The sequence below is a fragment of the Paenibacillus taiwanensis DSM 18679 genome (assembly GCF_000425125.1).
GTDB classification, from domain to species: domain Bacteria; phylum Bacillota; class Bacilli; order Paenibacillales; family Paenibacillaceae; genus Paenibacillus_B; species Paenibacillus_B taiwanensis.
The window spans coordinates 1-13,296 of the sequence record NZ_AULE01000006.1 but is presented as its reverse complement, the minus strand read 5'-3'; the positions used below and the strand labels follow the sequence as shown (position 1 = coordinate 13,296).

The following is a 13,296-nucleotide window of genomic DNA, read 5'->3' as shown; positions in this document are numbered from 1 at the left end:
CCTGCTGCTCCTGCCGCTCCCGTGGCTCCTGTCGCCCCTGCTGGGCCTGTTGGACCACCAGCAGGTCCAGTCGCACCTGTTGATCCTGTTGGACCTGTAAGTGATGGTGCGGTTAATATGGTTTCTAATTTTGAGGCCAACAGCATCTCTTTTTTGATTGTTTCCTGCAACGTGCTTTTTACACTTGCGTCAATAGCTAACAGGTCACTAATCGTGGCAGGAACTGATAAACCTGGCAACGTCCCCACAGCATATTGAATCTTTTCAGCTTCAGCGTTAATAACATGCCCTAACCCCAACTCTTCGATGGCTATTGAAGATAAAATCAAATTTAATGCATCGTTTCTTGAGACCGTAATGTTCGGTGTAATATTCGGAATATTCGCTTGGGACATTGTGATCCTCCTCAGGGTATAAATTGATTATTGAGTTTATGCAGTAAAACATATTTAAGAAAATATGAACAGGTGCTTTTCTGAAAGGAAAATCCATATATACCTAGATGAGCATGACATTAGAATCATAGACATAAAGCACTCTAACAACATGCTGATTATGTTAAATCGATATAGATCCTATACCATTGCCCTCGAATTATGCTGTAGTTGTTAAACGCTCCTGTACGATCCATTATTCACTACATAGGCATACCCTACATACTATCTACAACCACTGTCCTACAAGATTCACACATCATAAAATGCCAAGGCAGTACATTCTATAAAATTTCTTCTACTATGTAATTACAAGGATTCCCTTCAAACTTGTCGCTCCTTCCATTAACAAGCTATGAGGCCAATCTAGCCATTGCAAACCACTATTTTCGAATCTGATTATTTCGTGTACGATATTGCTGCTGACATCATTAGACTCATTTATCTACATAATAAAGGAACAAGTCACGGATAATCGCCGTAAACAAGGAGGAACAATAGAATGTCATTTAATCCCGAGGCTGCATATACATCTTCCCGACTTCAATCAGCAGATGGAACATGGATTAGCTACACATCAACAGGAAGTGGACCAGGCATTGTCATTCTTCACGGTACGTGTCGGAGTGCGTATCAGTATAAAAAGCTAGCGGGTGAACTTGCTTCCATGTATACCGTGCACCTCATGGACCGACGCGGTCGCGCAGCCAGCGGTCCTCAAGGGGCTGATTATGCTATGAAGAAGGAAGTAGCAGACGTTAGCGCAGTGCTTCAGCACACCGGCTCAACTATTTTAGTTGGACATAGCTACGGTGGTCTGGTTGCACTGGAAACTGCCGTGGTGTACGACGTGACCGAGCTTATTGTGTACGAGCCTGCCGTATCTATAGCACAATCCATCCCATGTAATTGGCTGCCAAAGTTCGAGCAAGCGATGGAGGAGGGCAGGAACATAGATGCCTTTATTCATTTTCTTACAGGTCTGGGCTTGGATGAGAGCACCCAGCACCTGCCGTTACATTTAGTTCAGTCAGCACTCCATGCGATGTCGGTCCGCCTGCCTGACCAATGGAACCACACGCTGAGCTTGCTGCCTACCATTTTGCCGGAATTAAAAGAAGTACAGCGGCTAGATTCTACACTTGACAATTACAGCAGCATCACCGCAAGCACCCTATTAATATCTGGCACCCAAAGCCCCCTTTACATGGGTCATGCCGTTACATCATTACTGGTTACCTTACCGAAGGCTCAACACCATACGGTGCAATGTGGCCATAACGGTCCAGATGAGCAGGCGCCTGATAAGGTAGCTTCACTCATTCAATCCTTTTTATGTAAACATCAAAATAACATCGTTCAACCATACTAAACGGACTGCTAGCTGCACCTTATTTTCCTTGCCCATTCACAAAGATTTAAAGTTTGTTTGTGATCGAAATACGGAAATGGTATCATAAACATACTTTTGGATGATTCACAATTGTACATATCTACAACAGAAGGGACTCTTTACATGGCTAGAACACATCGGAAATTAACCGTATTAGACTATTTGAAGCGTTTTATTTTTATTACTGCCGGAGCTATATTGATGGGGGTCGCACTTGAATTGTTCCTCGTGCCAAATGACGTCATTGACGGGGGCATTACAGGTATATCCATCGTTATCTCCAAATTAACGGCACTTCCACTCGGGATTTTTATTTTCCTCATTAATCTTCCGTTTCTTATTATCGGATATAAGCAGATTGGCAAAACGTTTGCCTTCTCTACGCTTTATGGCATTATCGTCATGTCAGCAACGACATTTTGGCTGCATCACGCAGAGGCGTTTACGAATGAGAAAATATTAGCGGTGCTGTTCGGAGGCCTAATTCTAGGTCTTGGTGTCGGTCTTGTGCTTCGCTTTGGCGGCTCGCTTGACGGAACCGAAATCGTAGCTATACTCGTTTCTAAAAAAACACGCGTCCCTGTAGGACAAATTATTTTATTCATTAACGTGTTCATTTTTATTATCGCAGGTTTTGTCTTTGGTTGGGATTCAGCCATGTACTCGATCTTCACTTTCTATATTGCATCTAAGGTCATGGATATAGTGGTCGAAGGTTTGAATGAATCGAAGTCTGTGACGATCATTTCCTCCGAGTATGAAGAAGTATCAGAAGCGATCCAGGATCGCCTTGGACGCAGCACAACGTTCCTATATGGCAGAGGCGGCTACAGCAAAGAAGACACTCAAATCATTTATTGTGTCGTTACACGTCTGGAGCTTGCTAAGCTGAAAGCGATCGTCCATGAAATCGACGATAAAGCATTTATTGCGATTGAAAGCGTGTCAGATGTGCTAGGCGGCAATTTCCAAAAGAACAATATTCACTAGCTCGTCTAATTAAAATGCGACCATCATCAGTTTAACTTGGCATCGTTCACAGCTCTAATGTACATAATCCCCTGAACAATTACAGCTCACCGTCGGCTTTTGCCCGAAGTGACTCCGTAATTTTGATCAGGGGATTATTTATGTCAGCCGCTTAGTGGGGCTAGTGCACACAGCAAGACATACTTGCGTGCGACGAAATGGTTCGAGCATATTGGCCGTTAAGAGGCACCGTAAGCCTTATGCATTGCCTCCAGCAGTGTATGCGTATGATCGCAGCTGTACTCCCAGAACATAATACCCGCAATGCCGTTCGCTTTAATATATTCACATTTATGAGCTAATGACTCTGGATCATCGTAAGTAATAAAGCTGCTGCCATTATATAAATAAGGTGCTTTTGCTTCATCATCCCAATATCTTGTATACCCGTTCATATTGATATACTCCGACACCAGCTTCGTATAATCAGGGCCATACCCACCAGAAGAGCCTGCCATTTGTAAATAACCGTGATTTGTATCTGGAACGTTGTTCCACATCCTGGAGTAAAAGGCTGCACCAATCACAATTTTATGACGCGGGACTCCTGCTGAAACAAACAATTGAACAGAAGCATCTACACTGATTCGGAATAAATCACCCGTAGAACTATATAAATTTGTATGATGTCCCGTTAACGTCTGGAAGCCGCCCCGCATGTCATACGTCATCAATTGGATAAAATCCAAATAAGGATGAATTGCGTCCATTTCCGTACCATCGATATAATACTGATCCGCCCCGGCTGCAATCGTTAACAAATAGTGACGACCATCAACCTTGCCCTTCGCATCCAATGCCTGACGCAGCTCTTTAAGCAGCAGCGTGAAGTTCTGCTTGTCTGCTGGACTTGCTGTAATGCCCGCCTCCGCGTAGCACGGATATTCCCAATCCAGATCGATACCGTCAAATGGGGCAGCTTCCAGCACTTCTAACGCAGATTCCGCAAACAAGCGTCTGCCTTCTGGTGTAGAAGCGGCTTCCGAGAAGCCGCCGGCACTCCAGCCGCCAACCGATAACAAAATTTGCAGCTTTGCATTGTACTCTTTTAACACGTGCAAGGCGGATAAATTCACTACATGATCGATGGTGATCCGATCATCCTTGACATGTCCAAAAGCGACGTTTAAATGGGTCAGCTTTGCAGCATCCTCCGCAGTTATTTGCGGAAGCACAGAATCGCCGGCATAACCGGCCAAGATCAACTTGGTGTTGCTCATGCTCTGAATCCCTCATTTCCAAATAGATGTAGGGCCATGCTGTAGATAGATGAAAGCCTTTGCAAAAGTAGGGATACCGATAACTCATTATAGGAATGAAATCCCTCCTCATCATATGCACGGTCATTATACCATCATCCTAGAACAAATAGAACCCACTAATGAAACCAATGAGGGTGATCAAAGCGTCTATTTTATAAAATATTGTACTTGAAACAGAACCCTCATTGAATTATCGTGCTATTTGGACTGTTATCACGACAAGCTTCACTTAACCTTCTAATACTCTACTAAATGATTTAAATCTCGTTCCCTGATAAGTAAGATTTCCTCGATCCCCAACAACGGTCAATCCATACTGCTCCCCACTAACAGGCAATTCCAGACGTGATTGATCTTCAAATTCAAACGTAACATAATATTGGGTGCTCGTTTGAGAATCACCAGAACCTCCCCAAACATTAGATCGCTTATCGATTACTTTGCAGCTCTGAGTTATTTGTTCAGCTGCGTTGTTAGCTGACCAAGTTCTGATTCCCCTGAATATTACACTGGCGATCATAATGATCACGATCCCACCAAACAATTTAAAAAACCAAGGCAGTTCAAGAAAAAAATTCGAGAAAAATTCAGACTCAGGTCCCATTTCCAACCTCCTATTATTCCATAAAAATATTCCTTTATTTCATTATATGTCCATTGTTTCGATATTTCCATAAAAAATGCAGCTCCTAACGCTTCGCTCACTCATTCACCATTAAATGGTAGTTGTCTTCAAAATAAAAAAGCCCTCTGACACAAAGGGCTTTACCATACTAGCCATATCTAATTTCGTCTTACACGCCACAGTCTGTTGCCGCTGTGCCTCTATGCCTCTCCATCCACTGAACGCCATAGTCCACTAGTTCCTTAACTGGCATTAGCAGTGCAGTTGCGTTTCCGATACGACCTCTACGAGCACTTTCAGTCTCATTTTCAAACTCTGACCCTATCTGCTCAAAATCGTCTGAATCAAAATCAAGATCAGCGTACGCCACCCAGCGCCGCTCATCATTCAAAATGATGGGCGCTTTGTTCTCCGTCATTTGCTTGTTGGGATAGTTGGCGCGATACTCCGCCAAGTGCAAAGAGGTGTTGTGGTCGTGACCTACTCCGAGCAGTAGTACCCAACCGTTTAAATCATACAGTCTTGCTAATGGCGATTCTTCGCCCAGACTATGTTCCAGACTATGCTCGGAAACGATATAATCCCGGTGATATCCCCAAGCGGCGAAGGAAACTTGCGGATGCTGACTACGTCGAGCACCTTTTTGTTTTCTGAAATTGTCAGGAATGACCCCCATATCCGGACAAGGGGTCAAGTCAACGTCAAACGCAGGCATCGATTCCATAATAGGCTCCCACCATGATGGTTTGACAGGAGGGCATTTCCATATAGAGGGATCAGATAAATCAGGAGTGTGCGTAGGCATCACTAATGTACCTTGAGGTGTCAGCACTTCCTCTAACGCTGAAATGACAGCGACAGACCCGCCTGCTACCCAGCCCCCTAAGGATTTCATGGAAGAATGCAGCATCAGTGCCATCCCCGGTTTCACACCAAGCGCTTCAAAATCTGCCCGCAACGTAGACACCGTAAATAAATCACCTTGTATTTCTTGCAACCCAATCACACCTTTAATGTATATGTATGAATCCACCCAAACTTATCCCTAACCACAACGTCAGCCTAGTATACTCCGTGTTAAGAACATCAGCATAGAACCTATATCACCCTTATAAGAGGACATTAAACGGCACTTCCCCGCAGGGGTACAAAAAACGCCCGTTCCACTTCTTCAGCTGACAACGGCTTGCTAAAGTAATAGCCTTGAATTTCACGACAATCATTCTCCATCAAAATATCCAACTGGTCCTTCGTCTCAATTCCCTCTGCAACAACATCCAACTTGAGATGCTGAGCCATAGCAATGATTGTAGCCACAATTGCTTTATCATTTTCGTTGCTGGAAATGTCCGTAATAAAGGAGCGGTCAATTTTTAACTTATGGATCGGGAAAATTTTTAAATAACTCAAGGAACTGTAACCTGTACCAAAGTCATCTAGGCTAATACGTATGCCCAGCTTATTTAGCGCCAGCAAAATCGTCGTAGAAACCGTTGCATCCATCATCATGCTTTCCGTTATCTCTAACTCCAAATACTGCGCTGCAAGGCCTGTTTCAGACAACACACGCTCGACTTGCTCCAGCAAATCAGTATGGTGGAACTGCTGTGTAGACAAGTTAACAGATACCGGAATTAGAGGTCCACCTGCATCATGCCATGCTCGCATTTGGCGACAAGCTTCGTACATAACCCAGTTGCCGATCTCGTATATAAGTCCCGTCTCTTCCGCCAGAGGAATAAAAGTACCTGGCATGAGCACGCCTCGTGTCGGATGATTCCACCTTACAAGCGCCTCTACGCCCACCATCCGATTATCCATCGTACTAACTTGAGGCTGGTAGAACACCACTAATTCATTTCGCTTCACAGCCTTACGCAAGTCAGCCTCCAGTTCGATACGTCCTAATAATTCCACATCCAGATCCGAAGTATAAAATTGATAGCCGTTCTTGCCGTTCTTTTTCACTTGGTACATGGCTGCATCAGCCTGTTTAAGAAGCTCAACAGGATCTTGACTATCCTGAGGGAACAACGCTATGCCTATACTAGTCGATATGTAAAAATCGTTATCCTTTAAGGAAAACGGCTGACGCATCGCCTCAACGATCCGCTCCGCTAATGCAGCGTACACCGTATCATCCATAGAGCTGCGACATATAATGATAAACTCATCCCCACCGAGACGTGACACCACTGCATCAACACCTGCTACACAAGCCTGTATGCGATCACTTACTGCCTGCAGAAAAATATCCCCGTATGTATGGCCAAGCGAGTCATTAATCATCTTAAAGCGATCAATATCCAGTGCGATAACAGCAAATTGTATAGCGCTGAACTCATTATCCGTCATCGCTTTTGTTAATAATTCATTGAGCATGCGCCGATTCGGCAGCCCTGTCAGCTCATCATGATAGGCAAGGTGCTCTATCTGTCCCTTAGCAAGCTTCTCTTCAGTCACATCACGTGCAATTATATGATTGCCAATGACATTTCCTTCGATTTCAACAGGAATATTCACAATATTTAACTCTACCTTGGTGCCGTCTGGATGGACGATTGTCGTATCATAGCTGCTTGTTTCCATATTAAATGACTGATGATACCGCTCCTGCGTCAGTGCTCGCAGTTCTTCCGTAACATTAATTTGAAAAGCAGACACGTGTTGGTGGATGTAACCTTCTGCGGGTACCCCGATAATTCGGGTAACAGCCGGATTCACGCTCATAATAAGTCCATTCGTATCCACGGAAATGATGCCGTCCGCATTGTTGTGATACAATGACCTATACCACCCCGCATGTTCCTGTATAACTGAATCTTTCTGAGACAATCGCTTCGTAATAAAGACGCCAAATACCGTCATGCCAAGTAGAAATAAGGTGGCTATCGTAATCATGTATCCCAATTTGTTAGGTTCAATCTCTAGCCCTGAACGATAACTCATATTGTCGCCCAGATGGAAATGGGCGGCGTACATCCCCGTGTAATGCATTCCGGCAATGCCTGCTCCCATAATAAGCGCACTACCTAGCTTATACCATACCGCATGACGGGATTGATCCTTGCGAAAATAAAACAGCAGCCACAGAGCCAGTGCCGAAGCGGTAGCTGCAATGCCAATCGACAGGAGGACTAGCAGATGATCATAATTAATACCTATCAGCATGGCAGCCATACCCACATAATGCATGCCTGAGATCCCTGCCGCCATAAGCACACCTGATGCCACTAGCTCCTTTATCCCCAAAGTGCGGCGTGTAACCGTAAGCAAGGCGATGCTGGATACAAATATAGCAAGTATCACGGATAAAACCACATATTCCATATCGTATGATATCGGTATCGGAAGGGACATGGCCAGCATTCCGACAAAGTGCATGGACCATATACCTAGTCCCATTGACGTAGCGCCCAAAATAAGCCACGACATACGGCGTATTCCTTTAGTCGTATTAATTCTGCCCGCCAAATCCAATGCAGAATAAGATGCTGTCACTGCGATTAAGTAGGATAAAAGCACTAAGTAACTATTGTAAGTACCATGAATGTGCTCCACTAATCTCACCTGCCTTTACTGGTAGCTAATTTTCAATATATCAAGCATTAGCTATTGTTACAATAGTCATATACCTTCATGTTTACATGTGCATAAGCAAGGAAGTTAGACCCCCTTACTTTAGGCCCAAAAAAAACAGGCAGCTTAAACTTACATTACCGTCACTTTTACCTTTAAGAGGAAACGAAAGTGCTCCTCTCAACGTATTGTGGTATATCTTGATTAAAGGAGCGTTCATGCGATGGAAACTCGTAACCTATTAGCTTCACTTAGCTATTTCAGTATATTTTTTGCCGGATTTTTATGCCCCCTTATCTTGCTTATCGTCACCAATGACCCTTATGTGAAACGACATGCCAGCAGAGCTCTGCTCTCTCATATCGCACCTGTAGGCTGCGTTGTTCTAGCAATCTTGTCGTTCTTTACGGGGCAGTTTCATTTCAGTTTATTTTTTATTTTGTTTATGCTCCTGCTAAGCTTGATTCTGTTTATCTGGAACATTGTAATGGGAATTAAAGTGCTTCAAGATACTTATTACCGGCTGTAATGGGATACTTGTTAGGAGAAGAGTAACCTGATGCTGCTAATCAAGGCATACAACAAAACAATCCCCTTCGTATCGCAGCTATTGCGAATACAGAGGGGATTTTGTTATTGGTGATCGTGTTGTTGTGTTATTTGGTTTTGACAGAGAAAATAAATTTCCACTTGGCCTTGTTGCCCGAATACCTGCCACGGTTTTCCGTCACCGTCACATTTAATACCTTCTCTGAAGCTTTTGCCGTAATAGATGATACTTTGACCGATTGGCTCGTCGTTCCTTTATCTGGATATTTATCCTGCTCCTCAGCGTTAGCTTTTAAAGAAATTGAACCATTTGCCTTCACCGCCAGAACAAGGCTTTCGCCTTCCTTGATCGTCTTGCCGTTAACGGATGCGCCGGTTGCCCACTCGTTGCCGACATGATCATTTTCCACCAATTCCGCACTCACAAATGTCACTTCTACCTTTGTTTGCTTAGGAGCCGCCAGCGCTGGCTGTGCGATCAGAACAAACAGCAGCACAAATGACAGGACAGCTCGCAATGTTCTCGTCATCATAGAGGGTGCTTCCCTTCATATGTAGTAGTACAGCATATATACTTCTTTATTTCTTCTTCGCCGCTAGATCAATTTGTCCTGCCTTAAATTTGTGGAGTTCGTGTAAAGGGGCATGAATACAAGATAGGTTCGATATGATTCAGTTGATGACGTAAGTGGAATCTTCTACACCGCTACACAAACAATACCCTTGCTCGATTAATTTATATGCTTGAACAAATCTCACCTCTATTGTATAGAAGAATGTTCATTGCTTACTTCTTTCACCAAGATTAAATTGGTTTCAATAGAGTAGTATCCATATTCCTGTACCTCTGTCTCAAAATCCTGCTGTAATCTTACAATATCATAAACTCTAACGTTGTATAGATTCTTTGATACATTAACAAAAACATCATTTCTGTATCCTTTACTAATCGCTTCATGATCAGCAAATTCTGGATCTTCAAGAAAGAATAATTTTAGTCCATCCATGATGATACCTCCTTTTCTTATTTAGTATAGAAAGCATAAATCTTGTAACAGCACCTCTTGAATTTGGTGAGTTATTCGCTGTATAAGGAATTCATTCGCCAATAAGTGACCACACACCGAAAAAGAAAGCTTATAGGGGCACTGAGCCAAATATAGGTTCATAAGTTAATCATTCTAAATTATTTTTTGGCAATTCTTCTACTAACGGTTCTCTAACCATGTTCTTGTATTGAAGCTTGCAAACACCGAACTGTTTATAATTCTCTCTTGCTTGATTCAATGAAATATGGTTTGCTCCTATGTTTATATCAGGCATAGCATGGGCCACAGCATCAAACTGCCAAAAACATACATCACAAATATCTACAACAACCTCATCTTCGCTTTCAATAGTGAAATTGCCACAACAAAGACACTGTAGTCTCTTCATTTTTCACACTACCTCTCTTACTTCGGAGCATATAGTAGTTTTTGCTCATTCCAATATTTAAGTCCGTCTATTGGTTTATAATAAGTTGAAATCCCGCCGTACTGGTTTATTATCCCAAACTCATTAGTGGCTGTATCATATCTAAAATATGTACCTCCTTGTGAAGTAAAAGATTGTTTTGTTGAAGTTGGAGATTTTTCAAGAAAATTTCTTGCACCATTCAGATATTTAGATTTAAGTATATTTATAAAAATAAGAAACCTTGAATAACAACCAAGGTAAAAAATTACTTTAATACCGAGAAGCTGTATATATCCTCTTTTAACTGTGCTAATAAACGATCAAGATCTGAATATCGCTCAGTTTTTATTATCAGCACATCTTCACTTTCAATTTCTACAGTAAAATAATCATAAGTGTAGTCTGATAATATAGAAACTGAGGCCATATACTCATCTTTAGACAAAGCGTATTCTAATTTGCTATTCCCGTACATCACTTCACTTTCGATCACAATTCCATTATCCAAATCTTGAACTAATTTCCTAACATGCAATTGAACTGAATCTAGCATCTTCATTCACTTCCATATTCTAATTTTTAGTACCAACAATTTTAATATCGTGCCCAATAGGGTCGAGAAGAGGTTGGCCTTTCTTTTCCGCCAGTTTAATTTGCATTTGATTCTTTGACTTTACTAATGACCAACCTAATTGAGAGTCCTTTACCATAAGTAATGAAGAGTCCATATTAAATTCAACATAAACATCACCTTTATTAGCTTGTTTTTCATAACCTTCTTTTCCCTTGGTCAATACATTCGTTCTTGGAATTAATCCTGTCTTTATAAACTCATTATACTCCGTTTTCGACATCCACTGCCCGACTCGTTGAGTGGAGAGAGGATTTCCCGTCCCCTTAAATGCTTTAAAAGAATTAAACGGGTCCTTTAGTAACTGCTGTTTATAAGCCTCTGGAATACTCACATTCTTCACAGCCAAATTGCTGCCTCGGCTTATACTTCCAGGACTGCTATAAATGGTGCTGGATGTTGTAGAAGCAATTGCTCTGCCTCCGCCGCAGTTGTGCGTCCAGATCCGCAAGTCCGTCACAAAGTAATTGTGGTATCCCTGTACTCTAAAATTATATACCTTCGTTGGTTCTTTTCGTACCGTAATGGCTTCAATCGGGTACTCCTGACCATCCCGATCTACCAGCTTATCGCCTACTGACAGTTCTCCAGCTTCCACCCATCCTTTTCCTTCTATCCAGAATGGATGCTCTTCTGTCGTCGTGATCTTTTCTTGTTTCACTTCGACGATATACACTTCAGCGGCTGTGCGATTAAAGGTTTCTTCCACGGCTTTATATGCCGTCTCACCTGTTTCCTCGCTCTTCGCCAGTACCTTGTCACCAACTTGGATATCCTCAATGGCCTTTAAGCCCTCATCTGTTTGAATCTGGGTTCCTGCAGAAAAACATTGAAATGCACACTCCAACCGATGTTCTCCCGTTGGGTCCACACCATTTAACGGGTTGTTCTCCACATACGTATACCGATTCAGCGTATCTGGCTCTTCGATCTTGCCCTGATTTTTATCCTCGCTTATAAAACGACCCATGCTTGGGTCATACCAGCGCGCTCGTAAGTATTGCAGGTCTGATACCAAGTCCCAATACTCTCCTGCATATCCCAAAACATTTGGTACCGTTGTTTTGCATCACAACGATATGTCCCATATGTAGTGGCAGTACATAGATAAGATGAAAAAAATTTACTGATGAGTTCATTCAACACTGGCTAACTCCTACAAAAAAGAAACCTTGAATGGAAAAACCACCAAGGCTTCTAATGTACGAAGATAAATTAACTATGAGATTTAATTGCATTGTTGTAAAGAATGGTTAGTTTCTGGTGGGTGCTAAATATTACTTCATCGAACAGGCCTATTCCAAACTCTTCTTCTTGTATTTCCATTTCATTAATGTTCTTAAATAATATTCTTGAGACTTCCATATTATCCACAAGATATATCTTCCAACCATCAAAAATGTCTACAGGTAAAACAATATTAAACCGTGCCCAAGTTTCTAGTACAGCTTTATCATCATACTTTGATGTTTCATATCCAAATAACGCCCCATCCAGTCTTAAAAACAAATCACTTCTATTAAGTCCAAATAGTTCTATATGTTTTCTATTACCATTATCTTGAACTAAAGTATCCATCGAAAATAATACGTCGCGGAGTGAAGTTCCCAATTCATAATTGCCTATACGGCGACCCCTTATCCAATAACACATTTTACCAAATAACCAAATACCCCCGTGCTCTTGGTCAAGTTCAAACTCCACAGCAAAAAGTGAACGATTCCCTACAATCATATATTATCCCTCCATCGCTACTTCCTAACTCCCAATTGATTAAGTACGTTCTTCGGCACAGATTCTTTTGATACAGCACCACTAAAGTGAACTCCTCCTGCATTGTCATCGAAATATCTGTAAATTTGCCCATCCTTACCCACGCCATACCATGTTTTCATATCACCACGAACTGAGGTCTTATAAACCGATTGAGCATCCGAAGGTTCTGGTGTCTTTTTAGGGTTAAATGATGAACTTCCCTTGTTATGGGCAGGGTTAGCTCTATACTCAGGTTTTATTCGTTTAGCAATTGAATCAGGATGATAAGGACTACCTTTCAATGCAGGTGATTCAGTGGCACTTCCCTTACCCTTGTAGGCATTAAAGGAATTAAATTGATCCCTTATAAGACTCTGAGCACCTGGTGGCGGAATACTTACTTTTGGTAGAAGATTGTTATTCCGACCAGCACTTGCCCCACCGCCATTACTATAAGTTGTAATAGATGGTGGAGGAGTTGATTTACCTCCGCCGCAGTTGTGCGTCCAGATTCGCAAGTCCGTTACAAAGTAATTGTGGTATCCCTGTACTCTAAAATTATATACCTTCGTTGCTTCTTT

The 13,296-nt window shown here is 42.2% G+C and carries 14 protein-coding genes and 1 pseudogene; 3 read left to right on the top strand and 12 right to left on the bottom strand.

The annotated features are described in order from the left end of the window. Window positions 1-395: alpha-helical endospore appendage domain-containing protein (locus H509_RS28115; RefSeq protein ID WP_028543609.1), on the bottom strand; the 395-nt coding region annotated here is incomplete at its 3' end. Window positions 396-936: 541 nt separating this feature from the next. Between H509_RS28115 and H509_RS23990 the strand changes: the two genes are divergently transcribed. Both H509_RS23990 and H509_RS0102035 read left to right on the top strand, forming a co-directional pair. Further along, window positions 937-1,806, top strand: a complete 870-nt coding sequence (locus tag H509_RS23990) for an alpha/beta fold hydrolase (protein WP_051286761.1) — start codon at window positions 937-939, stop codon at window positions 1,804-1,806. Between the two features lie 144 nt (window positions 1,807-1,950). Continuing rightward, complete coding sequence (locus tag H509_RS0102035) at window positions 1,951-2,817, top strand: YitT family protein (protein WP_028543608.1); 867 nt, start codon at window positions 1,951-1,953, stop codon at window positions 2,815-2,817. A 218-nt stretch (window positions 2,818-3,035) separates the two neighbouring features. On the opposite strand, the gene H509_RS0102030 is transcribed toward H509_RS0102035, so the two are convergent. The 4 genes from H509_RS0102030 to H509_RS0102015 all read right to left on the bottom strand — a co-directional run bounded on the left by H509_RS0102030 (window position 3,036) and on the right by H509_RS0102015 (window position 8,244). Then, window positions 3,036-4,076, bottom strand: a complete 1,041-nt coding sequence (locus tag H509_RS0102030; RefSeq protein ID WP_028543607.1) for a glycoside hydrolase family 18 protein — start codon at window positions 4,074-4,076, stop codon at window positions 3,036-3,038. Between the two features lie 271 nt (window positions 4,077-4,347). Further along, window positions 4,348-4,722, bottom strand: coding sequence for a DUF2500 domain-containing protein (locus tag H509_RS0102025; protein WP_084159039.1), 375 nt, complete (start codon window positions 4,720-4,722; stop codon window positions 4,348-4,350). Between the two features lie 190 nt (window positions 4,723-4,912). Continuing rightward, a complete protein-coding gene (locus tag H509_RS0102020; RefSeq protein WP_028543605.1) occupies window positions 4,913-5,740 on the bottom strand; it encodes an AAC(3) family N-acetyltransferase in 828 nt (275 codons plus the stop codon). Window positions 5,741-5,865: 125 nt separating this feature from the next. Next, entirely contained in the window at window positions 5,866-8,244 is a 2,379-nt protein-coding gene (locus H509_RS0102015) for an EAL domain-containing protein (RefSeq protein ID WP_245595969.1), read from the bottom strand. 301 nt (window positions 8,245-8,545) lie between these two features. Between H509_RS0102015 and H509_RS0102010 the strand changes: the two genes are divergently transcribed. Continuing rightward, a complete protein-coding gene (locus H509_RS0102010) occupies window positions 8,546-8,851 on the top strand; it encodes a magnetosome magnetite crystal formation protein family (protein ID WP_028543603.1) in 306 nt (101 codons plus the stop codon). A 127-nt stretch (window positions 8,852-8,978) separates the two neighbouring features. Here H509_RS0102010 and H509_RS0102005 read toward each other — a convergent pair whose 3' ends face one another. The 7 genes and pseudogenes from H509_RS0102005 to H509_RS23975 all read right to left on the bottom strand — a co-directional run. Then, window positions 8,979-9,404: a hypothetical protein gene (locus H509_RS0102005; RefSeq protein WP_028543602.1), complete on the bottom strand. Its 426-nt coding sequence runs from the start codon at window positions 9,402-9,404 to the stop codon at window positions 8,979-8,981. A 228-nt stretch (window positions 9,405-9,632) separates the two neighbouring features. Beyond that, window positions 9,633-9,878 carry a hypothetical protein gene (locus tag H509_RS23985; RefSeq protein WP_211234298.1) on the bottom strand — a complete coding sequence of 82 codons (246 nt, stop codon included), beginning with the start codon at window positions 9,876-9,878 and terminating at the stop codon, window positions 9,633-9,635. Window positions 9,879-10,047: 169 nt separating this feature from the next. Continuing rightward, window positions 10,048-10,308, bottom strand: coding sequence for a CPCC family cysteine-rich protein (locus H509_RS0101995; RefSeq protein ID WP_028543601.1), 261 nt, complete (start codon window positions 10,306-10,308; stop codon window positions 10,048-10,050). Window positions 10,309-10,594: 286 nt separating this feature from the next. Then, entirely contained in the window at window positions 10,595-10,888 is a 294-nt protein-coding gene (locus tag H509_RS0101990) for a hypothetical protein (RefSeq protein ID WP_211234297.1), read from the bottom strand. A gap of 13 nt (window positions 10,889-10,901) precedes the next feature. Beyond that, window positions 10,902-12,005 carry a polymorphic toxin-type HINT domain-containing protein gene (locus H509_RS26565; RefSeq protein ID WP_084159038.1) on the bottom strand — a complete coding sequence of 368 codons (1,104 nt, stop codon included), beginning with the start codon at window positions 12,003-12,005 and terminating at the stop codon, window positions 10,902-10,904. 170 nt (window positions 12,006-12,175) lie between these two features. Next, window positions 12,176-12,694 carry an Imm42 family immunity protein gene (locus tag H509_RS0101980; RefSeq protein WP_028543599.1) on the bottom strand — a complete coding sequence of 173 codons (519 nt, stop codon included), beginning with the start codon at window positions 12,692-12,694 and terminating at the stop codon, window positions 12,176-12,178. Between the two features lie 17 nt (window positions 12,695-12,711). Further along, window positions 12,712-13,296: pseudogene (locus H509_RS23975) on the bottom strand (hypothetical protein); the annotation flags it as partial.

Excerpts from the sequence above, each read along its gene's own strand:
- H509_RS23990 (WP_051286761.1), top strand. The coding sequence starts at position 937 with ATGTCATTTAATCCCGAGGCTGCATATACATCTTCCCGACTTCAATCA.
- H509_RS0102035 (WP_028543608.1), top strand. The coding sequence starts at position 1,951 with ATGGCTAGAACACATCGGAAATTAACCGTATTAGACTATTTGAAGCGT.
- H509_RS0102010 (WP_028543603.1), top strand. The coding sequence starts at position 8,546 with ATGGAAACTCGTAACCTATTAGCTTCACTTAGCTATTTCAGTATATTT.
- H509_RS23985 (WP_211234298.1), bottom strand. The coding sequence starts at position 9,878 with ATGGATGGACTAAAATTATTCTTTCTTGAAGATCCAGAATTTGCTGAT.
- H509_RS0102025 (WP_084159039.1), bottom strand. The coding sequence starts at position 4,722 with ATGGGACCTGAGTCTGAATTTTTCTCGAATTTTTTTCTTGAACTGCCT.
- H509_RS0102005 (WP_028543602.1), bottom strand. The coding sequence starts at position 9,404 with ATGATGACGAGAACATTGCGAGCTGTCCTGTCATTTGTGCTGCTGTTT.
- H509_RS0102030 (WP_028543607.1), bottom strand. The coding sequence starts at position 4,076 with ATGAGCAACACCAAGTTGATCTTGGCCGGTTATGCCGGCGATTCTGTG.
- H509_RS0101995 (WP_028543601.1), bottom strand. The coding sequence starts at position 10,308 with ATGAAGAGACTACAGTGTCTTTGTTGTGGCAATTTCACTATTGAAAGC.
- H509_RS0101990 (WP_211234297.1), bottom strand. The coding sequence starts at position 10,888 with ATGAAGATGCTAGATTCAGTTCAATTGCATGTTAGGAAATTAGTTCAA.
- H509_RS0101980 (WP_028543599.1), bottom strand. The coding sequence starts at position 12,694 with ATGATTGTAGGGAATCGTTCACTTTTTGCTGTGGAGTTTGAACTTGAC.